18 protein-coding genes are annotated in these 24,397 nt (G+C 70.6%); 3 read left to right on the top strand and 15 right to left on the bottom strand.

Annotated elements, in window-relative coordinates:
• Positions 1 to 47 precede the first annotated feature (47 nt).
• From ftsZ to mraZ, 11 genes are all read right to left on the bottom strand, one after another.
• On the bottom strand, positions 48 to 1,331 hold the full coding sequence (gene ftsZ, locus FHU39_RS02935) for a cell division protein FtsZ (protein WP_183318832.1): 1,284 nt from the start codon (positions 1,329 to 1,331) through the stop codon (positions 48 to 50).
• 406 nt (positions 1,332 to 1,737) lie between these two features.
• Entirely contained in the window at positions 1,738 to 3,183 is a 1,446-nt protein-coding gene (gene murC / locus FHU39_RS02930; protein ID WP_183318829.1) for a UDP-N-acetylmuramate--L-alanine ligase, read from the bottom strand.
• A 101-nt stretch (positions 3,184 to 3,284) separates the two neighbouring features.
• Complete coding sequence (gene murG, locus FHU39_RS02925; RefSeq protein ID WP_183318827.1) at positions 3,285 to 4,397, bottom strand: undecaprenyldiphospho-muramoylpentapeptide beta-N-acetylglucosaminyltransferase; 1,113 nt, start codon at positions 4,395 to 4,397, stop codon at positions 3,285 to 3,287.
• Positions 4,398 to 4,521: 124 nt separating this feature from the next.
• A complete protein-coding gene (ftsW, locus tag FHU39_RS02920) occupies positions 4,522 to 5,760 on the bottom strand; it encodes a putative lipid II flippase FtsW (protein ID WP_183318826.1) in 1,239 nt (412 codons plus the stop codon).
• Positions 5,757 to 7,235 carry a UDP-N-acetylmuramoyl-L-alanine--D-glutamate ligase gene (gene murD, locus FHU39_RS02915; RefSeq protein WP_343065712.1) on the bottom strand — a complete coding sequence of 493 codons (1,479 nt, stop codon included), beginning with the start codon at positions 7,233 to 7,235 and terminating at the stop codon, positions 5,757 to 5,759. Before murD ends, ftsW begins: the two co-directional genes overlap by 4 nt.
• The gene (gene mraY / locus FHU39_RS02910; RefSeq protein WP_183318824.1) at positions 7,222 to 8,325 is read right to left on the bottom strand and encodes a phospho-N-acetylmuramoyl-pentapeptide-transferase; all 1,104 of its coding nucleotides are present in this window, start codon (positions 8,323 to 8,325) and stop codon (positions 7,222 to 7,224) included. Before mraY ends, murD begins: the two co-directional genes overlap by 14 nt.
• Before the next feature lie 51 nt (positions 8,326 to 8,376).
• Positions 8,377 to 9,786: a UDP-N-acetylmuramoyl-tripeptide--D-alanyl-D-alanine ligase gene (locus FHU39_RS02905; protein ID WP_183318822.1), complete on the bottom strand. Its 1,410-nt coding sequence runs from the start codon at positions 9,784 to 9,786 to the stop codon at positions 8,377 to 8,379.
• A gap of 68 nt (positions 9,787 to 9,854) precedes the next feature.
• Positions 9,855 to 11,882, bottom strand: a complete 2,028-nt coding sequence (locus tag FHU39_RS02900) for a peptidoglycan D,D-transpeptidase FtsI family protein (RefSeq protein ID WP_343065711.1) — start codon at positions 11,880 to 11,882, stop codon at positions 9,855 to 9,857.
• 19 nt (positions 11,883 to 11,901) lie between these two features.
• A complete protein-coding gene (gene ftsL / locus FHU39_RS02895; RefSeq protein ID WP_183318820.1) occupies positions 11,902 to 12,576 on the bottom strand; it encodes a cell division protein FtsL in 675 nt (224 codons plus the stop codon).
• The gene (gene rsmH / locus FHU39_RS02890; RefSeq protein WP_183318818.1) at positions 12,573 to 13,616 is read right to left on the bottom strand and encodes a 16S rRNA (cytosine(1402)-N(4))-methyltransferase RsmH; all 1,044 of its coding nucleotides are present in this window, start codon (positions 13,614 to 13,616) and stop codon (positions 12,573 to 12,575) included. The genes ftsL and rsmH overlap by 4 nt, the downstream gene beginning before the upstream one ends.
• Positions 13,617 to 13,750: 134 nt before the next feature.
• Positions 13,751 to 14,185 carry a division/cell wall cluster transcriptional repressor MraZ gene (mraZ, locus tag FHU39_RS02885; RefSeq protein WP_183318816.1) on the bottom strand — a complete coding sequence of 145 codons (435 nt, stop codon included), beginning with the start codon at positions 14,183 to 14,185 and terminating at the stop codon, positions 13,751 to 13,753.
• A 427-nt stretch (positions 14,186 to 14,612) separates the two neighbouring features.
• On the opposite strand from mraZ, the gene FHU39_RS02880 reads away from it, so the two are divergent.
• The 3 genes from FHU39_RS02880 to FHU39_RS02870 are packed head-to-tail and all read left to right on the top strand — an operon-like array spanning position 14,613 to position 19,215.
• On the top strand, positions 14,613 to 15,629 hold the full coding sequence (locus FHU39_RS02880) for an AAA family ATPase (protein WP_183318814.1): 1,017 nt from the start codon (positions 14,613 to 14,615) through the stop codon (positions 15,627 to 15,629).
• Entirely contained in the window at positions 15,629 to 16,912 is a 1,284-nt protein-coding gene (locus FHU39_RS02875) for a DUF58 domain-containing protein (RefSeq protein WP_183318812.1), read from the top strand. The genes FHU39_RS02880 and FHU39_RS02875 overlap by 1 nt, the downstream gene beginning before the upstream one ends.
• Positions 16,909 to 19,215, top strand: coding sequence for a transglutaminaseTgpA domain-containing protein (locus tag FHU39_RS02870; protein ID WP_183318810.1), 2,307 nt, complete (start codon positions 16,909 to 16,911; stop codon positions 19,213 to 19,215). The genes FHU39_RS02875 and FHU39_RS02870 overlap by 4 nt, the downstream gene beginning before the upstream one ends.
• A gap of 466 nt (positions 19,216 to 19,681) precedes the next feature.
• Here FHU39_RS02870 and FHU39_RS02865 read toward each other — a convergent pair whose 3' ends face one another.
• The 4 genes from FHU39_RS02865 to metX all read right to left on the bottom strand — a co-directional run bounded on the left by FHU39_RS02865 (position 19,682) and on the right by metX (position 24,395).
• Complete coding sequence (locus FHU39_RS02865) at positions 19,682 to 20,611, bottom strand: hypothetical protein (protein WP_183318807.1); 930 nt, start codon at positions 20,609 to 20,611, stop codon at positions 19,682 to 19,684.
• Between the two features lie 398 nt (positions 20,612 to 21,009).
• Positions 21,010 to 22,422: an RNA polymerase sigma factor gene (locus FHU39_RS02860; protein WP_246336307.1), complete on the bottom strand. Its 1,413-nt coding sequence runs from the start codon at positions 22,420 to 22,422 to the stop codon at positions 21,010 to 21,012.
• 332 nt (positions 22,423 to 22,754) lie between these two features.
• Complete coding sequence (locus tag FHU39_RS02855; protein WP_183318803.1) at positions 22,755 to 23,135, bottom strand: universal stress protein; 381 nt, start codon at positions 23,133 to 23,135, stop codon at positions 22,755 to 22,757.
• A gap of 102 nt (positions 23,136 to 23,237) precedes the next feature.
• The gene (gene metX / locus FHU39_RS02850) at positions 23,238 to 24,395 is read right to left on the bottom strand and encodes a homoserine O-acetyltransferase MetX (RefSeq protein ID WP_343065710.1); all 1,158 of its coding nucleotides are present in this window, start codon (positions 24,393 to 24,395) and stop codon (positions 23,238 to 23,240) included.
• Positions 24,396 to 24,397: the final 2 nt, after the last annotated feature.

Below are 24,397 nucleotides of genomic sequence, written 5' to 3'. Positions count from 1 at the left end.
GGGCCGGTCAGGCTGTCACGCCACCACCACATCGCCGGCGGTCGCGGCTACTTCAGGAAATCGGGGACGTCGAGGTCCTGGCCGTCGTCGAAGCTGACCTCGCGCGGCGGGCGGTTGGACGCGGTCTGCTGGACGGCGCCCGGGTTGGCCGGGGCCTGCTGCTCGTCCGCCTGCTGGCCGTCGCCGCCGGGCTGCCCCTGCTGCGGCGCTTGCTGCTGCGCGGCCCCGGGTGCGGGCTGCGGAGCGCCCTGACCCGGCGCGGGAGCCGACTGCTGCTGGGCCTGCTGCGGCACGGCACCGGCCGCCGCGGCGGGCGGCTGCTGCCGCGGCGTCGGGGCGCCCTGGATCTGACCCAGCGCGCGCTCGTCGGTGCGCTTGTTGGGGGCACCGCCCTCGAAGCCGGCCGCGATGACGGTGACCCGCACCTCGTCGCCGAGGGCGTCGTCGATGACGGCACCGAAGATGATGTTGGCCTCGGGGTGTGCGGCCTCCTGCACCAGGCGGGCGGCCTCGTTGATCTCGAACAGACCCAGATCGCTGCCACCTTGCACGGACAACAGGACGCCCTGGGCGCCGTCGATGCTGGCCTCGAGCAGGGGCGAGGAGATCGCGAACTCGGCCGCCTGCACCGCGCGGTCCTCGCCGCGGGCGGAACCGATGCCCATCAGCGCCGACCCGGCACCCTGCATGACCGACTTGACGTCGGCGAAGTCGAGGTTGATCAGGCCCGGGGTGGTGATCAGGTCGGTGATGCCCTGGACACCGGACAGCAGCACCTGGTCGGCGCTGTGGAAGGCGTCGAGCATGGACACGTTGCGGTCGCTGATCGACAGCAGCCGGTCGTTCGGGATGACGATGAGGGTGTCGACCTCTTCGCGCAGCGCGTTGATGCCGAGGTCGGCCTGGTTGGCGCGACGGCGACCCTCGAAGGTGAACGGACGCGTCACGACGCCGATCGTCAGCGCGCCGAGGCTCTTGGCGATCTTGGCGACCACTGGAGCACCGCCGGTGCCGGTGCCGCCGCCCTCGCCGGCCGTCACGAACACCATGTCGGCGCCCTTGAGCACTTCCTCGATGTCCTCGGCGTGGTCCTCGGCGGCCTTCTTGCCGACCTCGGGGTCCGCGCCGGCGCCGAGACCGCGGGTCAGCTCCCGGCCGACCTCAAGCTTCACGTCAGCGTCACACATCAACAAGGCCTGGGCGTCGGTGTTGATGGCGATGAACTCCACGCCTTTCAGACCGACCTCGATCATCCGGTTGATGGCGTTCACGCCGCCGCCGCCGATGCCGACGACCTTGATGACGGCCAGGTAGTTCTGCGGAGTTGCCACGAGGGAAGGGCCTTTCCAGCGTTAGACGATGTAAGCAAGCAGTATGCCGACTGCGCTCACCACGTGTGCAACGTGGTTGCCACAGTCACCATGATGATGACGTTGATGGCGACGCTTCCCCTAACCGACACACCGTGCCGCGTCGAGTGGCGCCTCACACAAGCAGCAATGCCGTGCATGCTACGCGGCGGAATCCGGCGCGGCGAGTATGGACCTTAACTTGAAGGTGAGGCGCCTCCCGTGGCGACCACGCCCCCGGCATACCCCTCCCCTTCGCCGACAGGACACAAAAACGCCGACAGGACAAGAACGGAGGGCGTTCCAGGGCGGTCTGGGGCCCGTTTTTCGTGTCCTCTGGGGATTTTCGTGTCCTCTCGCGGAATGGGACCGGGTCGTCGTCGGCGGGTCAGCGGGAGAGCTCGGCCAGCAGGCGGGGGCCGAGCGTGGTGACGTCGCCGGCGCCGACGGTCAGCACCAGATCGCCCGACCGCGCCCGGTCCAGCACGGCCTGCAACGCCTCGTCCAGTGTCGGCGCGTACACGACCTCCGCACCGGTCACCGCGTCGGCGACGAGAGCGCCGGTCACACCCAGCACCGGAGCCTCGCGGGCCGGATAGACGTCGAGCACGATCGCGACGTCCGCGCGCGAGAGGGCCGCCGCCAGGCCAGCGGCCGCGTGCTGGGTGCGCGAGAACAGGTGCGGCTGGAAGACCGCGATCAGCCGTCCCCCGTCGCGCAGCCCGAGCCCGGCGCGGACGGCGGCGTCGAGCTTGTCCGGGTTGTGCGCGTAGTCGTCGATGACCCGCACTCCCCCGGCCTCGCCGCGCGGTTCGAGTCGCCGCGCGGACCCGGTGAACCCGCCGAGCCCGGTCACGGCCTGCTCCATCGACAGCCCGAAACCCTCGGTCAGGGCGAGCGCCACACCCGCGGCGTTCTGCAGGTTGTGCGCACCGGGCACCTTCAGCTGCAACGGGATCCGCCCTCCGGCAGCGGGCAGCAGCGTCGCGGACCAGGCGAACCCGGAGCCCGACTCGTCCGCCACCCGGAGGTCCGCGTCGGCGGTCCGGCCGTAGGTGACCACCCACCGGCCGAGCTCGCGGTGGCGCGCCGCCAGTGCGGAGGCTCCGGGGTCGTCCGCGCACGCCACCAGCAGCCCGCCGTCCCGGATCGTGTCGGCGAAGTCGGCATACGCCTGCTGCATCCGCTCGGAGGTGCCGTAGAAGTCCAGGTGGTCCTCGCGCACGCTCGTCACGATCGCGACCTGCGGGTGGTAGACGAGGAACGAACCATCGCTCTCGTCCGCCTCGACGATGAACGAATCACCTTGCCCGACACCGGAATTGGCGCCGATGCCGGCGATCGGCGCACCGATCGCGAATGACGAGTCGGCGCCCGCTGCGCGCAGCGCGACCGTCGCCATCGCACTCGTCGTCGTCTTCCCGCTCGTGCCGGCCACGGCCAGCGCGGCCCGGCCCGCCATGAGCACCCCGAGCGCCTGCGCCCGGTGCAGCACCTGCAACCCGCGGGCACGCACCCCGGCCAGCTCCGGGTTGTCCTCGGCGATCGCCGAGGACACCACGACAACGGCATCGTCCGGGACCCGCTGCGCGCCCTCGGCGGTCTGACCGATCCACACGTCGGCGCCGGCCGCCCGCAGGTCGTCGAGCACCGGGCTCTCGCTGCGGTCCGAGCCGCTGACCCGCACCCCCGCGGCGAGCAGCAGCCGCGCGACACCCGACATACCCGATCCGCCAATGGCGATCAGGTGGGCGGCTCGTAGGTCGCCCAGCGCCGGCAGCGGCGCCGTGAAGTCGAAGCGGCGGTTGACGCCGTCGGGTGCGTGGTCGGTCATCGCTGGTCCTTCGTGGTCGTGGTCGACGGGAGATCTCTCGCGGTTGACGCTCGAAACGGCCGGTGACGGCGCAATAGGGACGTCAGCGGCGATGTCGAGCGTCAATGGCGGGAAACACCGTCACTCACCGCCTGCTCGATCAGGTCGACGAGCCGCTCGTCCGCGTCGCCGTGCCCCTGGGCCCGGGCCGCCTCCGCCATCCGCGCCAGCCGTTCCGGGTCCGCGGCCAGCGGGATGACCTCGCTGCGGATGTAGTCGGGGGTGAAGTCGTCGTTGTCGACCAGCAGTGCACCCCCGGCGTTCACGACATCCGCGGCGTTGAGACGCTGCTCGCCGTTGCCCACCGGCAGCGGCACGAACACCGCGGGCAGGCCGACCGACGAGGTCTCGCAGACCATGTTCCCGCCCGAGCGGGTGACGACCAGGTCCGCCGCGGCATACGCCAGGTCCATCCGGTCGGCATACGGCAGGACGATGTACACGGGCTCCCCCGGTGGGACCTCGACCTCCTTGCCGACCCCCGTGACGTGCAGCACCTGCACGCCCGCATCCCGGAACGCCGCGGCGGACGCGGCGACCGGCTCGTTGACCCGCACCGCGCCGCTGGAGCCGCCGGTCACCAGGACGGTCGGCAGGTCCGGGTTCAGGCCGAACCGCTCGACCGCTTCCGGGCGCAGCGCGTCCCGGTCCAGGCGGGTGATCTCCCGGCGCAACGGCATCCCGATCGCCTGGGCGTGCGGGAGTTTGGTGACCGAGAACGCCGTGGCGACATACGGGCTGAAGCGGGATCCGAGCTTGGTGGCGAGGCCGGGCAGCGCGTTGCCCTCGTGCACCACGATCGGGACGCGGAGCTTGCGCGCCGCCAGGAACGCGGGCGGGCTGACGTAGCCGCCGAACCCGACGACGGCGTCCGCGGCCACCTCCTGCACCAGCGCCGCAGCGTCCCGGCGGGCACCCAGGAACTTCTGCGGGAAGCGCACCGCGGCAGCGTTGGGACGCCGCGGGAACGCGGCCTTGTCGATCAGCCGCAGGTCGTAGCCGCGCTCGGGCACCAGCGTCTCCTCGAGGCCGCCGTGCGACCCGAGCACGGTGATCCGCACGTCCGGGTGCCGGCGGCGCAGCGCGTCCGCGGTGGCGAGCAGCGGTGAGATGTGCCCGGCGGTGCCGCCTCCGGCGAGTAACACGGACTGCAATGCGGAAGACGACTGGCTCATGATCCTCGGACCTGAAGAAGTGACGACAGTAGCGAGTTACTCGCCGAAATCCGGCGGATCGGGCGAGTACGTGACGACAGTAGCGAGTTGTGCGCGGGCGCCATGCGCTGGGCGTATGCCGGGCTCAGCGTCGCGGGAGCGGCAGGACGGCGAGCGTGCGCTTGACCGCGCTCGGCCGGGCCGCCAGCGCCGCCTTGCAGGTCGGCTCGTTGCGGGCGAACGAGATCAGCATGCCGAGCGCGAAAAGCGTTGTCACCAGCGCCGACCCACCCGAGGAGACCAGCGGCAGCGGCACCCCGATGATCGGCAGCAGGCCGGTCACCGAGCCGATGTTGATCACCGCCTGCACCAGGATCCACGCCATCACCCCGGCCGTCACCAGCCGGACGAAGAAGTCCTTGCTGGTCACGATCATCCGGTAGCAGGCGTAGCCGAGTGCGACATACAGCGCGATGACGGCCAGGGTGCCGGGCAGGCCGAGCTCCTCGCCGATGATCGCGAAGATGAAGTCGTTGTGCGCCTCCGGCAGCCACGACCACTTCTCCCGGCTGGCACCGAGGCCGACGCCCCACCAGCCGCCGTCGGCCATTGCGTAGAGGCCGTGCACCTTCTGGTAGCAGCCGGCCGTCTGCGCGTTGAGGCAGGTGCCGAGCCAGGCGTCCAGCCGCCCGGTGCGGTTGGAGTTGGTGGCCACGAAGGCGAGCGCGACGGCCGCGGCGAGTCCACCGAAGAACGCGAAGACCCGCATCCGCACACCGGCCACGAACAGGATCGCCCCCACGATCGAGGCCAGCACCATGGTGGTGCCCAGGTCGTGCCCCAGCAGCACCAGTCCGAGCAGCAGCGCGGCCATCGGGATGAGCGGGATCACCACGTGCCGCCACTCCGAGAGCACCTTGCGCTTGCGGGTCAGGATCATCGCCGCCACCAGGATGATCGCGATCTTGCCGGCCTCCGAGGGCTGAATGGTGAAGCCGCCGAAGCCGATCCAGTTGCGGTTGCCCTGCACGGTGAGACCCAGCGGCGAGAACACGGCCATCTGCAGCAGCACGGCCAGCACGAACGCCGGCAGCGCGAGCCACTTCCACGCCCGCACCGAGACGCGGCTGGCGATGAGCGCGACGACGACACCGATGCCGGCGAACAGCGCCTGGTTCTTGAAGACCGTGTATGACGAGCCGCTGGCCTGGTATGACGTGACGCTCGACGCCGACAGCACCATCACCAGGCCGAACAGCAGCAGCATCGCGGTGGAGCCGAGCAGCAGGTAGTAGGGGGCGACCGGCGACTCCAGCCGGCGCATCAGCGCCTTGGGCTGCAACCGGGTCAGGTCGAAGGCGCCGGTCTCGCTGGGTGCGCTCATTGCGACAGGCCCCGCACGGCCGCCGCGAACGCGTCACCCCGCGCGCCGTAGTTGTCGAACATGTCCATCGACGCGGCCGCCGGCGCCAGCAGCACCACGTCGCCGGGCCGGGCGAGCGACTGCGCGGCACGGACGACTTCGGACATGGCCCCAGTGTCGGTGCTCGCGACGTCCACCACCGGGACATCCGGCGCGTGTCGGCCCAATGCGTCCGCCAGCTGCGCCCGGTCCTGGCCGAGCAGCACCACGCCGCGCAGGTGGGAGGCCGCGACCCGCACCAGGTCCTCGACATCGGCGCCCTTGAGCAGGCCACCGGCGATCCAGACGACGTGGTCGAACGCCGTGACCGAACCCGCCGCGGCGTCGGTGTTGGTGGCCTTGGAGTCGTCCACGTAGCGCACGCCGTCGACGGTGGCGACGTCCTGCACCCGGTGCGGCTGCGGCGTGTAGGACCGCAGCCCCGCCTGCACCGCCGCCGGCGCCACCCCGAACGAGCGCGCGAGGGCGGCCGCGGCCAGCGCGTCGGCGACGTAGTGCGGCGCAGGCCGGACGCCGCCGATCGACAGGTCGTCGACGGTCGCCAGCTCGGCCGCGCTGGTGCGCCGCTCGTCGATGAACGCCCGGTCGGCGAGCACGTCGTCGACGACGCCGACCATCGAGATGGCGGGCACGCCGGTGGTGAATCCGATGGCGCGGCAACCCTCCACGACGTCGGCCGCGATCAGCAGCTCCTCGGTGGCCGGGTCCTGCACGTTGTAGATCGCGGCCACCTGGGTCCGCTCGTAGACGCGGCCCTTGACGCGCCGGTACTCGTCGTACGAGCCGTGCCAGTCGACGTGGTCGGGTGCGACGTTGAGCAGGCAGGAGGAGTATGGCGAGACGCTGCGCGACCAATGGATCTGGAAACTGGACAGCTCCACGGCGAGCACGTCGTACGGCTCCGGGTGCAGCACCGCCTCGAGGATCGGCGTGCCGACGTTGCCGGCGGCGGTGGCGCGCAGCCCGCCCGCACGCAGGATCGACTCCAGCATGGTGACCGCGGTGGTCTTGCCGTTGGTGCCGGTGATCGTCAGCCACGGTGCGGCGCCCTCGGCGGGTCGCATCCGCCAGGCCAGCTCGACCTCACCCCAGACCGGGACGCCGGACGACTCCGCGGCCACCAGGAACGGGTTGGCCGGTGGCACCCCGGGGGAGGTCACGACCAGTTGGGTGCCGTCCGGCGGCACCGCGGGCACCTCGTCGGCGAACAGCACCGTCGCCCCGAGGATGTCGAGGATCCGGGCGCGCTCCTCCATCGCCGCCGTGCGGTCCCGGCTGACGACGGTCACGACGGCACCGCGCTCCAGCAGGGCGTCGGCGGCCGCGAAACCGGACAGCCCGAGCCCGACCACGACCACGCGCAGGCCGGACCAGTCGGCGTCCCGGTGGGTCAGCCCCCGTGCTCCGCCGTCCGGCTCGTAATCAGACAACCCCACCGACGACCCATTCGGCGTAGAAGATCCCCAGGCCGCCGGCGACGCACAGCCCGCAGATGATCCAGAACCGGATCGTCACCGTGATCTGCGCCCAGCCGAGCATCTCGAAGTGGTGATGGATCGGTGTCATCCGGAACAGCCGTTTGCCGACGCCGCCGTTGTTGCGCTTGGTCAGTTTGAAGTATCCGACCTGCAGGATCACCGTGACCGTCTCGAACACGAACAGGCCGCCCAGGATGACCACGAGCAACTCGGTGCGGGTGGTGATCGCCAGGCCGGCCAGTGCGCCGCCGAGGCCGAGCGAGCCGGTGTCACCCATGAAGATCCGGGCCGGTGAGGCGTTCCACCACAGGAAGCCGAAACACGCGCCCATCACGCACGCGGCGACCACCGCGAGGTCGAGCGGGTCGCGCACGTTGTAGCACTTGGACGACGTGACGAACTGGCAGTTCTGGTTGAACTGCCAGACGCTGATCAGCACGTAGGCGCCGAACACCATCACGCAGGCACCGGCGGCCTGCCCGTCGAGGCCGTCGGTGAGGTTCACCCCGTTGCTGGTGCCGGCGATCATCAGGTTGGCCCACAGGATGAACAGGATGACCCCGATGACCGAGCCGGCGAACGCGAGGTTGAACCAGGTGTCACGCACGAACGAGATGCGGTAGCTGGCCGGGCTGATGCCGTCCCGGGAGAACTTGGTGGCCAGGATCGCGAAGATCACCGCGACCAGGGTCTGCCCGGCGAGCTTCTGCACGGAGGTCAGGCCGAGCGAGCGCTCGTGGGAGATCTTGATCCAGTCGTCCAGCAGGCCGACGAACCCCAGCCCGACCATGAGGAACAGCACCAGCAGACCGGAGGCGGTCGGGCCGTCCCAGGTGAGCAGGTGGGCCAGTGCGTAGCCGACGACGGAGCCGGCGATGATCACCACGCCGCCCATCGTCGGGGTGCCGCGCTTGGTGTGGTGGCTGGTGGGGCCGTCGTCGCGCACGAACTGTCCGTAGCCCTTGCGGCGGGCCAGCGAGATGAAGTAACGGGTGCCGATCAGCCCGATGACGAGCGCGACCAGCGCTCCGATGAGTACGAGTTTCACCGGGAACTCTCCTGCGCGAGATCGGTCACCCGATGCGCCGCCGGCCCGTGCCTACGCATGCGTCGGTCCATGTTCTTGGAGGTACCCACCTTGTTCGACAGTGATCCGGTCGCCGAGAAACCGCAGCCCGGAGTCACGACTTGACTTGAAGAGTATGACGTCTGAGGGCGCCAGAAGTTGCATGACCACACGGTGCGCCTCGTCGACGTCCGCGGCGCGCTCCACCCGCACACCCGCGGCCTCGGCGGCGGCTGCGATCGGCTCGGCGCCCGCACCGACGGCCACGACGACCCCCGTCCCGAGCTCGGCGGCCGCCGCGCCCACCTGGTGGTGCGCCGCGGCGCTGAAATCGCCGAGTTCGCGCATCTCGCCGAGGACGGCGATGGTGCGGTGCCCGCGACCGATCCGCTGCAGCGCCCGCAGGGCGGCCTGCATCGAGTCCAGGTTGGCGTTGTAGGCGTCGTTGATCAGGGTGATCCCGGTCGGCAGCTGGTGCACCTCCATCCGCCAGCGGCTCACCGCCCGCGCCCCGGCCAGGCCGGTCGCGATCTGCTCGCCGGACGCCCCCAGCTCACGCGCGGCGACCGCGACCGCGAGCGCGTTGCCGACCTGGTGCTCGCCGTGCAGCCCCAGCCGCACCGGCAGCGCCTCGACGCCGTCCAGGCCCAGGACGGTGAACGCGGGCCGGTCCTGGTCGTCCAGGCTCACGTCGACCGCGCGGACCTGCGCGGCCTCTCCCAGGCCGACGGTGACGACCCGTGCCCGGGTGCGGGCCGCCATCGCCGCCACCCGCGGGTCGTCGGCGTTGAGGATCGCCAGCCCCGTCCCGGGCAGCGCCTCGACCAGCTCACCCTTGGTCTGCGCGATGGCCTCCACCGACCCGAACTCCCCCACGTGCGCGGTGCCGACGTTGAGCACGATGCCGACGGCCGGTGGCGCGATGTGCGTGAGGTAGGTGATGTTGCCCAGGTTTGTGGCGCCCATCTCGGCGACCAGGAAACGGGTGCCCGTGGTGACGCGGCACACGGTCAGCGGCACGCCCACCTCGGAGTTGTAGGAGCCGACCGGCGCGACCGTCTCGCCGAGGGGTGCCAGCACCTGCGCCAGCAGGTCCTTGGTGGAGGTCTTGCCGGAGCTGCCGGTGATGCCCACGATCCGCAGGGACGGCGCCAGGTCGACGACGGCGCGCGCCAGGTCGCCGAACGCCTGCTGCACGTCGTCGACCACCACGGTGGGTATGCCGGGCAGCGCCCGCGACCCGAGCACGCCGACGGCGCCGGCCTCGAGCGCGGACGGTGCGAAGTCGTGGCCGTCGGCGTACTCGCCGATGCGGGCGACGTAGAGACTGCCCGGTGCGGCTTCCCGGGAGTCGGTGACCACGGGACCGTCGACCGTCCGGTCGTCGCCGTGCAGCGTGCCACCGGTGATCGCCGCGATGTGCGAGAGAGTGAGCGCGATCATGGCGTGGTCAGGGCTTTTCGCCGCTCATCGCCGGGTGCCTCCTGCGCCGGCCCCGGCATTCGCCCGGGTCATTTCTTCCCCGTCGTCTCGAAGGTCAGCGGGTAGGGCGAGGCCTGCTTCTGGTTCGCCGGGACCCCGGCCTTCTGCAGCGCGTAGCCCATGATCTGGGAGAACACCGGGCCGGCCAGCTGGCCGCCGAACGTGCCGTGGACCGGTCGCTGCAGCGTGACCGCGACGATGTAGCGCGGGTGGTCGGCGGGTGCGAAACCGATGAACGAGGCGGTGACACCGTTGTAGCGGCCCAGCTCCTGGTCGTAGCGGTCGGCGGTGCCGGTCTTGCCCGCCACCGAGTAGCCCTTGACCCCGGCCATCGGCGCCGTACCGGTCTCGGAGACGATGCCCTCCATCATCTTGGTGAGCTTGTTCGCGGTGGCCCGGGAGATGACCCGCTTGGCCTTGCGGTCGTCCTGCGGCGCGGTGTAGTCGTCACCCTCGCCGACCCCGGCGATGAGCTTGACCGGCTCCTTGACCCCGTCGTTGGCGACGGTGGCGAAGACGGACGCCTCCTGGATCGCGGTGCCGGCCAGGCCCTGGCCGAACATCACGGTGAAACGCTGGGTGGCGCTCCAGTCCTTGTATGACGTGAGCAGGCCCTTGGACTCGCCGGGGTAGCCGATACCGGTGGTCTGCCCGAGCCCGAACGCCCGCAGGTACTTGTAGAGCGTGCCCTTGGGCAGCTTGCTGCCCTCGATCATCGTGCCGATGTTGGAGGACTGGGCGAGGACGCCGGACAGGGTGAGCTGTTCGGTGCCGTGCTTCTCCGCGTCGTGGAACGTCTCCCCGGCCCGGGTCAGCAGCGGCGGCACCACCACGTGGGTGAACGGTGTCGCCTTGCCCTCCTCCAGGAGCGCGGCCATGGTGATGACCTTGCTGGTGGAGCCCGGCTCGTACGCCTGGGTGAACGGCTTGGACTGCAGGTCGCTGTTGTCGGCCGCGCCGACGTCGTTGTTGTCGAAGCTCGGGTAGCTCGCGATCGTCTTGAGGTTCTGCTGGGTGTCCATCACCACGACCTCGCCGGACAGCGCACCGGTCTTCTTCACGGCGGCGGCGATGGCGTTCTGGGAGTACCACTGCAGGTCGTTGTCGAGGGTGAGCTTGACGTTCTCGCCGTTGACGGCCGGGGTGTCCTGGTTGTCGCCGGTGGCGATGACGCTGCCGTCCGGCGCCTGCTCGTAGATGTGCTTGCCGGGGGTGCCGTTGAGCACTCCCTGCTCCATCTGCTCCAGGCCGCCGCCGCCCTTGCCGTTGGTGTCGACCCAGCCGATCAGTGGCGCCACCGAGGTGCCCTGGGGGTAGTTGCGCTCGGTGGTGGTCTCGCTGTAGACGCCCGGTATGCCGAGTTTGGCGATCGCCTGCCACTGGCGGGGCGTGGCCTGCTTGGCCAGGTAGGTGAAGCGGGAGTTCTTCTTCAGCGCCTGCTGCATCACGGTGAGGATGGGCTGCGGCTGGACGCCGAGGATGTCCGCGATGTCGGTGGCGGCACCGACGAGGCCGACCTGCTGGACCTGCCCGTCGACCCGTTTCCGGTAGGTCACCGTCGCCGTCGGGTCGTCGGTCACGTTGAACCGGTCGACGCTGGAGGCGAGCACCACGCCGTTGTCGTCGACGATCGAACCGCGCAGTGCGGGCAGCATCGTTGCGTGCAGCCGGGAGTCGAGTGCCTTCTCCGAGACGCCCTTGGCGTCCAGGCCCTGGATGCGCAGCAACTGGGCGGCGAACAGGCTGAAGACGATCAGCGTGACGACCATGAGCATGCGGGCACGGCGTCGCGGGTGTCCGACCCCCAGCGCCACCGGGCGACGCGGGCGCCTCGGCGGGGACGCGGCCGGGCGCCGCCCGGACCCCTTGGTCTTCGCCTTGGACTTCGCCTTCTGCTGCCCACCGGCCGCAGCGGTGCCGACGACCGGGCGCCGGCCGGACCGGGTGTCGGTGCTCTGCGGGCGCGCCCTCCCCCTGCTGCTGTTGCCGGCCCCGGACGCCCGTGTCGAGCCGCTCGGGCGCGCGCTGCGTACACCGGGGCGTCGGGACGTGCTCACGTGGTTACCTCGTGGTCGACTAGTTCGCGGACTTGGTGGACTTGGCGCTCGAGCCGGCGGTGGGCTTCGCCGTGTTGTCGGTCGTGGTGGACTTCGTTGTCGTTCCTTGCTTTTCGGACTTCTTCGCGCCCCCGCGCTCGGTCCTGGTCACCGCCGTCGCCTTCTCCGCGGGCGCCAGCTTGGTCACCAGCAGACTCGACGAGGCCGCACTGACGGCCACCCCCGCAACCCGCGAAGCAGGCGTCGAAGGCAGCGTGTCCACGGTAAGGGCGGAGTCCTTGCCGGACCGGGTCGCCACGCCGAGCTGCTTGCCATCCGACTTGCGCACGTAGCGGACCTTGGCCGCCGGCTCCAGCCCGAGACCCTGGGCCTGCAACGCCAGCTGCTGCGGCGCCGAGATGGTGTCGATCTCGCCGGCGAGCTGCTGTTGCTGGTCGGTCAGGCTCGCCGACCTCGCCTGCAGCTTCTCGATCGCGAAGGACTCCTGCGCCCGGTTGGTGTTGAGCAGCAGGAGGCTGATCAGGCCACCCACCAGCAGCAGGACGCACAGGACGACGAAGCCGGCGCCGGTGTGTTCGGCGGCGTCCTTGGTCTCGACGAGCCGGAGACGCGGCGTTTTCGGGGTCGGCCGCGCCGACCGGCTCGGTCGCGCGGCCCGGGTGGCAGGCCGTGGGAGGGCGGTCAGCTGGCTCATCGACGAAGTCCCTTCGATCTGGACTGCTGAACCCCACGGTTTGTGGGGAGAATACGTTCGGCGGCGCGCAAACGTGCGGACGCCGCGCGCGGGTTGTTGCTGATTTCTTCCTGGGAAGGCTGCTCGGCGCCGCGGGTCAGCAGCGCGAGGTACGGCGCGTGCTCGGGCAGCTCGACCGGCAACCCCGGCGGCGCGGTGCTCGTGGCACCGGCGGCCAGGGCGCGCTTGGTGATCCGGTCCTCCAGCGAGTGGTAGGACAGGACCGCGATCCGGCCGCCGACCGCGAGTGCGTCGACGGCGGCCGGCAGCGCGGCCTCCCAGGCCGCGAGTTCGCCGTTGACCTCGATGCGCAGCGCCTGGAACGTCCGCTTGCCCGGGTGTCCCCCGGTGCGCTGGGACGCCGCCGGGATGGTCTGCCGCAGCAGCTCGACCAGCCGGGCGGAGTCGGTGAACGGCTGCCGTTCCCGCTCGCGCACGATCGCGGCGGCGATCCTGCGGGCGAAGCGCTCCTCGCCGTACGTGCGCAGGATGCGCTCCAGGTCCGCGGCGGCGTAGCCGTTGAGCACGTCCGCGGCGGTCGGTCCGGTGCTCTGGTCCATCCGCATGTCGAGGGGTGCGTCGACGCTGTAGGCGAACCCGCGGTCGGTCTCGTCCAGTTGCAGCGAGGAGACGCCCAGGTCGAACAGCGCACCGTCGATCGCGGTCACGCCGCGCTCGGCGAGTGCGTCGATCGCCTCGTCATACACCGCATGGACCGGCCGGAAGCGGTCGCCGTACGGCGCGAGCCGCTCGCCGGCGAGCGTCAGCGCCTGGGTGTCGCGGTCGACGCCGTAGACGGTGACCTGCGGGCAGGCGGCGAGGATCGCCTCGCTGTGGCCGCCCATGCCGAGCGTGCCGTCCAGGAAGACCGCGCCGGGCTGGTCCAGTGCCGGGGTCAGCAGCTCGGTGATGCGGGCGGCGAGCACCGGCACGTGCCGGTCGGCGGCGCCTGCAGCGGTCACACCCAGCTCCTTGCCCGCGATGCGCGTGTCGATGGTCATCCGTCGTGCTCCCGGTGATCCCTGTGGCTTTTCTGGCTCCTGGTCCCCAGCCGCTCCTGGGCTTCGCCCGTGGCTCCGGCACCGGGGAAGGTGTGCCGGAACGTCGGGGTTGCCGAGCGGATGGAGGCCGGGGGTCAGAACAGCCCGCCAGGAATCACCTCCTCGCCCTGATCGGCGAAGTCGTCCTCGGTTGCCGCGAGGAAGTCGTTCCAGGCCGCGGTGTCCCAGACCTCGACCCGGTTGCCGGTGCCGATCACCGTGCAGTCCTTGGTCAGTCCGGCGTACTCGCGCAGCACGGCCGGGATGGTGACGCGACCCTGCTTGTCCGGGATCTCGTCGGAGGCCGCGGACAGCAGCACCCGCTGGAAGTTGCGGACGGCCCGATTGGTGACGGGTGTGTTGTTCATCTCGGCGGCGAGGTGCTCGAAGTCGGCCATCGCGAAGACGTAGAGGCAGCGCTCCTGGCCACGGGTGATGACCAGGCCGCCGGCGAGCTTGTCGCGGAACTTCGCGGGCAGGAACAGCCGACCCTTCTCGTCCAGCCGAGGGGTGTGAGTGCCGAGAAACATGCACCGCACCTCCTCCGTGGTCCCTGACGCGCGCGCCGCAGCTCATCAACGTGCCCCACCGTACTCCACTTTCCCCCACCTGTCGCCCCCGCGACGGTTCCCGAGAGGCTAACACTCCACATATGTGCAGGTCAGCGCGGTGGAGCGAGGTGGGGAGGTGCTCGGCCTCACTCCCCTGCCGGCCGCGCCGGAGCACGTCATACCCGGACATTCCGCTCCTCTCGACCGCGCGATTCCGCGGCGATCCACCCGAGGCCCGGCCGCCGCGGGCAACCGGCGGCGGGCGGTGGGGAGAAGTGGAGGAACACCGGCAGGGGGCAGAATGGGAGGCGAAAGGTTCGAACATCCCGGGGGTCGGGCAACGATTGGGTTTCAGTCGTTCGCTGAATGAGGTGACCGATCCGCAACCATCAGGCAGGATCGAGATATGTCCTTCACGACCGAGACGGGCCCCGTCACCCCGGCGCCCGTCACTTCACCTGCCGACGATCCGACCACCATCGAGGACGTCCAGCAGGTGGCGACCGCCATCCACCAAGCCGTTGCCTCGGTCATCGAGGGCAAGTCGGAGGTCATCCGCACCGCGGTCGTCGTGTTGTTCGCGGGCGGCCACCTGTTGCTCGAGGACGTTCCCGGGGTCGGCAAGACGATGCTCGCCAAGGCCCTCGCACGATCGATCGACTGCCCGATGCGCCGCATCCAGTTCACCCCGGACCTGCTGCCCAGCGATGTGACCGGGGTCAGCGTCTTCAACCAGGACAGCCGCACCTTCGAGTTCCGGCGCGGTGCGATCTTCGCCAACATCGTCGTCGGCGACGAGATCAACCGCGCCTCGCCCAAGACGCAGTCGGCGCTGCTGGAGTGCATGGAGGAGGGGCAGGTCACCGTCGACGGCCAGACCTACCAGCTGAAGGCACCGTTCCTCGTCATGGCCACCCAGAACCCCATCGAGATGGAAGGCACCTACCCGCTGCCCGAGGCGCAGCGGGACCGCTTCATGACGCGGATCTCGATGGGCTACCCGACACCCACCGCGGAGCTGGAGATGCTCGACGTGCACGGCGGGGCGTCGCCGCTGGAGCGGCTGCAGCCGGTCACCGATGGTGACACCGTCGCCCGGATGGCGCGCCGGGTCTCGGCCGTGCACGCCAGCCCGGCGCTGCGGCAGTACATCGTCGACATCGTCGGCGCCACCCGCGGCAGCAAGGCGCTGCGGCTGGGCGCGTCGCCGCGTGCGTCGCTGCACCTGTTGCGCGCGGCGCGCGCCGGCGCCGCACTGGACGGGCGCGACCACGTCATACCCGAGGACGTGCAGCGGCTCATCGAGCCGGTGCTGGCCCACCGCGTGATCCTGTCCAGCGACAACCAGCACCTGCACCGCGGCGTCGGCGGTGTCCTCACCGAGATCGTCCGTCACGTGGCGGTGCCCTCGGCCGCACGCTGATGGCCGCCGGACGACCCCACACCTTCACCGGCCTGGGCCGCGGGTTCATCAGCGCCGGCATCGTGCTGACCGTCGCCGGCCTGGTGCTCGGCTTCGAGGACATCGTGCGCGTCGGGGTGCTGCTGGTGCTGCTCGCGGTCGGTGCGCTGCTGTTCGCCCGCCGGCCCGCGCCGCGGCTGGAGGTGCGCCGCACCGTCAACCCGCCGACCGCCATACCCGACGAGCGGGCGGAGGTCGAGGTGACGTTCACCAACGTCGACCACCGCTCCAGCCGGCTCTACCTCGCCGAGGAACGCATCGACTACGTGCTCGGCGACCGGCCGCGCTTCGTCGTCGCCAAACTCGAGCCCGGCGCCACCCGGCAGGTGCGGTATGTCGTGCGCAGCCACCTGCGCGGTCGCTACCGGCTCGGCCCGGTGACCCTCACCCAGCGTGACCCGTTCGGGCTCACCCACGTGACCCGGTCGCTCACCAGCACCGACGAGCTGCTCGTCCTGCCGCGCGTCGTGCCCCTGGGCGCCGGTCACCCGCCCGGCTCCGGTGTCGGCAACGACGGCGAGACGCCGCAGATGATCGCGCTGCACGGCGAGGAGGACGTGTCGATCCGCAACTACCACGATGGCGACGACCTGCGGAAGGTCCACTGGCCGGCGACCGCGCACCGCGGCGAGCTCATGGTGCGCCAGGAGGACCGGCCGGCCCGCCGCTCGGCGCTCGTGCTGCTGGACTCGCGCGAGTCCGCACACGCCGGCACCGGCGCCGCCAGCTCCTTCGAGTGGGCGGTGAGCGCCGTCGCCTCCGTGCTCGTCCGGCTCGAGGAGCTGGGCTACCGGACGCAGCTGGTCACCCAGGAGGCGGTCCAGTCCCCCAACGCCGCGCTGATGATCGAGCGTCCGGTCCCGGAGCTGATCGAGGACCTGGCCTCGGTGCAACTGGGCACCGACGAGGACTTCGAGCAGGTGCAGTCCACCGCGCTCGAACACGTCTCGGCCGGCGGGCTCGCGGTCGCCGTCATCGCCGCCGGTGACGACGACACCGCCACCGAGCTGGCCGGGCTGCGGCAGCCGGGTGCGGCGGCGCTCGGCTTCGTCCTGGACCCGTCGAGTTTCGCGCACGGCCGACGCGGCGCCGAGCGCTCCGAACCGAGCGAGGCCGCGCAGCGGGTCCGGGAACGGCTGGCCACCGCCGGCTGGCGGGTGGTCATCGTCGACGCGAAACTGCCCATCCTCGACGCCTGGTCGACGGTCACGAACAAGGCCCTGGTGCAGGTGGGTTCGCTGTGATCACCCGGGCACGACTGGGCGAGGCCGGTCTGGCGCTGCTGGGCTCGGTGGTCGCGATGTGGCCGCTCACGACCCTGCTGCAGGGCGGCGCCTGGCTCTGGGGCCTGGTCCTGTTGTGCGCGTTCGTCGGTGCGGTCGGCGCCTCGATGCGGCTGACCCGTGCGACGCCGGGTGCGATCCTGCTGGTCCAGGTCGTCGCGTTGCTCGTGGTCGTCATACTCCTCAACGTCCACGACCACCTGGACTCCACGTTCTTCAGCGCGATCCACGACCTGGTGCAGGACGCGAACTCGACGGTGCAGCACTCCGCGGCGCCGGCGCCGGTCACGCCGGGCCTGCTGATGATGCTCGAGGTGATCGTCCCGGGGCTCGCCATCGGGGTCGACTTCCTCGCGGTCACCTGCCGGCAGCCCGCGCTCGCCGGCGTGCCGATGATGGTCATCTACATGCTGTCGACGTCCAACACGGGCGACGCGCTCAACCCGGTCTTCTTCATCCTGCTCGCCACCGCCTGGCTGACCATGGTCGCGCACGGCGGCGGCGTCCTGGTGCGCGCCTGGTCGTCGGTGCGGGCGCGCGCGCTCACCCCCACCGTGCACGACGACCAGCTGGGGCTGGGCGGGCTGGCCTCGGCCGCCCGCACCCTCGGCATCGTGACCATCCTGCTCGCGCTGATCATCCCGGTGCTCATCCCGCGCGCCGGCCCGCACTACTTCGCGCAGGGCCTCGGCCGCGGCGGCAGCGGGAACGGCGTCGGCGTCGTCGCCTTCAGCACCACCGTCAGCCTCGCCCGGGACCTGCGCAGCACCAACGGCGCACCGGTGCTGAACTTCCGCACCAGCGACCTGTCGCCGCCACCGTTGCGGGTCACCGCCGGCGGCAGCTACTCCGACGGCGAGTGGTCGGACTTCCCGAGCTCCAACAACCTGATCGAGGCCCAGAACGGCCGGTCGCTCCCCCTCCCGTTCGGCGCGGTGAAGACCGACGACGACTCGGTCGAGCGGCTGCAGGTCTCCAACAACACCATGGACGCACCGGACGTGCCGGCGCCGTTCCCGATCTCGCAGGGCAGCTTCGGCGATGTGCAGTGGGGTTACTCGCGCGACACCCAGCAGCCGTACGTGTCCAAGACCGTCAAGTCGTACGCGGTCGACTACTTCATCCCGCAGCGCGACGCCTACGAGTCGAGTCGCGCCACCGACCCCAAGGAGTTCGCCAACCAGCTGCAACTGGACCCGAAGTCGGCGGTGCGGGTGCGGGCCCTGGCCAAGAGCCTCGGCGGCAACGACACGTTCGACGAGGCGGTGCGGATCCAGAACTACCTGCGCTCGGACCAGTTCACCTACTCCCTGACGCTGGCCCCGCGCCGGACCGTCGACGGCAAGAAGCTGGACCCGCTGTCCAACTTCCTGGTCACCAAAAAGGGTTACTGCACGCAGTTCGCCACGGCGATGATCATGCTGGCGCGCGCGGACGGCATCCCCGCGCGGATGGCGCTGGGCTTCCTGCCCGGCACGCCCGCACCGAACGGCGTCTACACCGTCACCCAGTCCAACGCGCACGCCTGGCCGGAGCTCTACCTGCAGGGGCTCGGGTGGACCCGGTTCGAGCCGACACCCGCCGAACGGTCCGGCGCTGCGCCGTCATACACCGACACCTCGGTGGCAACGGGCGGCGGCCGGGTGCCCGGTCAGAGCACCAGCACGACCAGCGCCTCGCAGGCACCCTCCTCGGCGTCGTCGGCGGCGCCGACCGTGGCCGCAGCACCGAAGGCGAACAGTGGCACGAGCGACCCGCACCTGCTGCGCAACCTGCTCGTCCTGCTCGGGGTCATCGTGCTCGGTCTGCTCGGCGCGCTGGTGCTCCCGCTGGTCGCCCGGCGGCAGCGCGCGTCGATCAGCGCCCGGCTGCGCGAGCACCGACCGGTGGAGGCGCAGTGGCAGGTGCTGCAGACCCGGCTGCACGACCTCGGCATCCCCCCGCCGGAGTCCGAGTCGTCACCGCGTGCGACCGAGCGCTACTACCGGTCCCGGGCGGCGCTGCCGACCGAGGGCGTGACCGCGCTGCACACGGCGATGCAGTCGCTGGAGCACGAGCGGTATGCCGCGCCCGGCACCGCGCCGGCCACCATCGACCCGCAGGCGCGGGAGATCCTGCGCGGCATCCGCCGCCAGCAGTCGTGGACGCAGCGGTTCGCGTCGACGGTGCTGCCCGGCACCGGCCGTGCGGCGTTCGGGCGGGCCATGCGGCGGATCGCCGACTGGCCGTTCCGGGTGATCTTCCGGCAGTCCCGCGACGACTGACCGCGCGGGCGGGGGGCGCGCGCGGAGCGCGGGGGGCGCTCATAGGTCACCCCAGTGGGGACCTACGCGCGGCCGTACCCCGGAAAACCGGTCATACGTCGCCCCAGTGGGGACTCCGGCACGCCGCCAGCCGGATCCCCGGTCATCCGTCGCCCCAGTGGGGACCAACGCGCGGCCGTACCCCGGATCCCCGGTCATACGTCACCCCAGTGGGGACTCCGGCACGCCGCCAGCCGGAAAACCGGTCATACGTCGCCCCAGTGGGGACTCCGGCACGCCGCCAGCCGGATCCCCGGTCATACGTCACCCCAGTGGGGACCAACGCGCGCCGCACCCCGGATCCCCGGTCATACGTCACCCCAGTGGGGACCAACGCGCGGCCGTAGCCCGGAAAACCGGTCATACGTCACCCCAGTGGGGACCCCGGCACGCCGAACGACAGATGCGACACGTCGATGCGTCGAGCTCAGGCAGTCTCGAATCGGATGCGCTCCGGGAAATGGAGCCGCCACTCGTCGCTGATGACCGGCACGCTGACACCACGTTGGGCGAGTCCGTCCCGGACCCGACCGACGGTCTGGCCCGGCGTCGTCCAGATGTCCGGCGAGATCAGCGTGATGAACTTCCACTCGAGATGGTCGAAGTACTCGCGGCGTCGAATATCGCCCGCCCATTGCGCCTTGCGCTCGACGTGCTGGCGCCCGTCATACTCGACAGCCAACTTGATGTCTCGGTAGCCCATGTCGATGCGCCTCAACAATGTTCCGTCGTCGGTGTAGAACCGCAGATCGACGGTCGGTTCGGGCAGGCCGGCCAACACGATCAGCATCCGGGAGCGGGTCTCCTGCGCCGAGTCGACTCGTGACCGCACGAATGCACTCGCTCGACGCGCCACCGCGACACCGTTCGCATGTGACTCGCGGGCGAACCGCACGAGCTCGGCCGGCGTCACGGAGGTGCGGCGCACCAACGAGTCGCCGACGACGACCAACTCGACCAGGTTCGTCGTCGGTGCAAGGTCGACGAACGTCTGGTGGGGAGCCGTGCATCTGACACCCCGCTGAATCCACATCATCGGCGGCTTGCGGTAGCGGTGCGTGCGGATCCCGGGTAGCTCCGACCGCAATCCGTGCGGTACGGCGAGGTGAACGTCAGGGGTGTCCGGGGCAACGCCGCCCAGCCAGCTGACTGCGGAGTTGTGGCTGAGGCCATAGGCGCCCGGAACCATCTCGAGTGCGGCCTGCACCCGGGTCCGGAGATCGAGCGGCCGCTCCGACGATACGTAGCAGTCTCGGTGGAGACGGCGAAAGCTCTTGCCGGTCAGGGCTCGACGGCTCAGGCCGTTGTCGCGCCCGGAGCCGCTCCGGAACGGTGCTTGGGGGTCGAATTCCGTCATACCGCCCAGAGTGGTGCTTCCCGGCTGATCTCCGCAGAACTTATCCACAGGGCTGGGTCGACCGCGGCGGCTGTGGATGGCGTACCGGACTCCCCACCGGGGAGACCCATGAGCGGGTATGACGCCGCCCGCGTACCGCAGTCCCCACCGGGGAGACCCATGAGCGGGTATGACGCCGCCCGCGTACCGGACTCCCCACCGGGGAGACCTATGAGCGGGTATGACGCTGCCCGGCGTACCGCAGTCCCCACCGGGGAGACCTATGACCGGCGGAGCACCCGACACACGCGGAGACACGAAACCAGGAGGATGAACCCCGGACACGAGACAGCCCCCTGGACACGCGACAGCCCCGGCGACGCGGTGTCGCCGGGGCCGTTCGGTATGACGAAGCAGCGTCAGTCCAGGTAGTCGCGCAGAACCTGCGAGCGCGACGGGTGGCGCAGCTTGCTCATGGTCTTGGACTCGATCTGGCGGATCCGCTCGCGGGTGACGCCGTAGACCTTGCCGATCTCGTCCAGCGTCTTCGGCTGACCGTCGGTGAGCCCGAAGCGCATCGACACGACGCCGGCCTCGCGCTCGGACAGGGTGTCGAGCACCGAGTGCAGTTGCTCCTGCAGCAGGGTGAAGCTGACCGCGTCGGCCGGCACGACGGCCTCGGAGTCCTCGATGAGGTCACCGAACTCGCTGTCGCCGTCCTCGCCGAGCGGGGTGTGCAGCGAGATCGGCTCGCGGCCGTACTTCTGCACCTCGACGACCTTCTCCGGGGTCATGTCGAGCTCCTTGGCGAGCTCCTCCGGAGTGGGTTCGCGACCGAGGTCCTGCAGCATCTGCCGCTGGACACGGGCCAGCTTGTTGATGACCTCGACCATGTGCACCGGGATACGGATGGTGCGCGCCTGGTCGGCCATCGCGCGGGTGATCGCCTGCCGGATCCACCACGTCGCGTAGGTGGAGAACTTGTAGCCCTTGGTGTAGTCGAACTTCTCGACCGCACGGATCAGACCGAGGTTGCCCTCCTGGATCAGGTCCAGGAAGAGCATGCCGCGGCCCGTGTAGCGCTTGGCGAGCGAGACGACCAGTCGCAGGTTGGCCTCGAGCAGGTGGTTCTTGGCCTTCTTGCCGTCCTGCGCGATCCACCACAGCTCGCGCTTGAGCTTCATCTCGATCTTCTCGCCCGAGTTGAGCTTCTCCTCGGCGAACAGACCGGCCTCGATGCGCTTGGCGAGCTCGACCTCCTGCTCGGCGTTGAGCAGGGCGACCTTGCCGATCTGCTTGAGGTAGTCCTTGACCGGGTCGGCGGTCGCACCGGCGGTCACGACCTGCTGTGCGGGTGCGTCGTCCTCGTCGTCCTGACGGATGACGAAAGCGTCGGACTCGTTCTCCTCGTCGCTCTTGGCGTCGGCCTCGTCGTCATCGGCCTTCTTGCGGCCGGCGGCGGTCTTCTTGGCGGTGGTCTTCTTCGCCGCCGCCTTCTTGGCGGCCGGTTTCTCGGCAGCGGCCTCGTCCTCGGCGGAGGCGCCGGGAGCCTTCTTGGCCGCGGCCTTCTTGGCAGCCGGCTTCTCGTCGCTCGTGTCGTCCGCCGGCTTCTTCGCGGTGCTCTTGGCTGCCGCCTTCTGGCTGGTGCCGCGTCGTGTCGTCGTGGTCGCGACCGCGCGCGCCGCGTGCTCGGTGTCCAGAGTCACCGCGATGCCCTGCTCGTCCAGCGCCCGCAGCACGGTCTTCATCCGCTGCGGAGCGATCTCACTGACCTCCAGTGCATCCTTCAGCTGCGTGCTGTCGATCGAGCCGTTCGCAAGGCCGGCGGCCATCAACTGTTGCAGCGCGGGATGCGCGAATTCCGCCGGCAGGGCCGGGGCTCCGGGGGTTTTCGACACTGGGTCCACCAACTACCTTCCAAGACTTTCGGCCCGCAGGTATACGGACATCACTACGCTGCCGTCCGAGGAGGACGGCCGACCGAGGTTGGGGTTGCGACGCGATCGCGAAACCGGGCTGGTCCGACCCGGCCGCGAGCACTTCCTCACCATTATAAAACGAGTCTGGGCACAGAACATTCCATCGCCCCGTCGCCGCCCCTCGGCGTGGCGTGTGCACGCACCCGAAAACTGCTGGGCCGCAGGCAGATCCGCCTCGCTGAGGCCTATTCAGAAGGCTTGACCGCAAGCACCGGACACGCCGCGTCGAGCAGGATCCGCTGCGCGTTCGCCCCCAGGATCAGCTTGCCGACCGGTGACCGGCGCCGCAGCCCGATCACCAGCAGATCCGCGGACTCGTCCTCGGCGATCCGCAGCAGTTCGTCGGTCGCGTCCTGCCCGGGCGCGACCGTGCGGACCTCGTAACTGACGTCCTGCTCGGCGAGCGCCTCCAGTTGTGCGTGTGCGTCCGGGGCCTGGTCCTCCCCGTCGGAACGGGCCGAGTCCAGGACGACCAGCGGGGTCCCGCGCACCACTGCTTCGGATGCCGCGCGCCGCAGCGCCGCCGCGCCCTCCTTGGTCGGCACGTATCCCACGACGACAGCCACTGTGCGATCACCTCTTCCGGCACACCCCCGATCCGAGGGGTAACGCCGACGCTACCGGACGGCCGCCACGCAGGGGCACGCCGTTCGGTGACCTGGGTCACGTCAGCCGGCTGCGCGCACCGGCCATCGGTGTCCACGGGCGTCCGCCACCGTCTCGGTCACGATGGCACCCACCTGCTCGGTCTCGATGAGGAAACCGTCGTGTCCGTGACCCGAGCGCATCATCCGGACGTGCCCTCGTCCGTATGCCGCAACCATCTCCTCGGACAGCGCCGCCGGGAAGAGCCGGTCGGTGTCGACGGCCGCGACCCGCAGCAGCCCCTGGTAGGAGCCGAGAACCTCCACCAGGCTCCCCCGCCCACGGGTCACGTCATGGGTGGCCATGGCGGCGGTGAGCTGCACGTAGGCACCCGCGTCGAAGCGCCCGACGAGTTTCCCCGCCTGGTGGTCCAGATAGCTCTCGACCGCGAACCGGCCGTCACACAACGGGTCCTCGCCGACCTGGGCACGCGTGCCGAAGCGGTCGTTGAGCTCGTCGGCGCTGCGGTAGGTCGTGTGCGCGATGCGGCGGGCGATCCCCAGGCCGGCGGCCGGGAACCGGCCGGTGCCGTAGTAGTCGCCGCCGACGAAGTCCGGGTCGGACGTGATGGCGAGGTTCTGTGCCTGGCCCCAGGCGATCTGGTCGGCGGTCGCGTGGGCGGCGCTGGCCAGGATGAGCGCCGACCGGGTCCGGTCCGGGTGGCCGGCGGCCCATTCGACGGCGCGCATACCGCCCATGGACCCGCCGAGCACCAGGAACCAGGCGTCGATGCCCAGCTCGTTCGCGACGGCCGCCTCGACCGTCACCTGGTCACGGATCGTGGTTCGCGGGAAACGCGAACCCCACGGCTTCCCGTCGGGGGCGATCGAACCGGGTCCGGTGGTGCCGCGGCAGCCGCCGAGCACGTTCATCGCGACGACGAACAACTCGTCGGTGTCCAGCGGCCGGCCGGGACCGATCAGCCCGGGCCACCAGCCGGGCGTCGGCTGGCCGGGACCCGCCTCGCCCTCGACGTGGGAGTCGCCGGTGAGCGCGTGCTCGACGAGGACCGCGTTGTCGGCTCCGGGTGCGAGACGTCCCCAGGTCTGGAACGTGACGACGACCTCGGGCAGGACCTTGCCGCTCTCCAGGACGACGTCGGTCAACCGGATCGCGCGCGCGTCGGGATTCGCGTCGTGCGGCGGTGCACACCATCGCGTCGCCGGGTGTATGACGGTCACCT

The organism is Flexivirga oryzae, assembly GCF_014190805.1.
Taxonomy (GTDB): domain Bacteria; phylum Actinomycetota; class Actinomycetes; order Actinomycetales; family Dermatophilaceae; genus Flexivirga; species Flexivirga oryzae.
The sequence above is the reverse complement of the archived record's forward strand: the minus strand, read 5'-3'. Positions and strand labels throughout refer to the sequence as shown.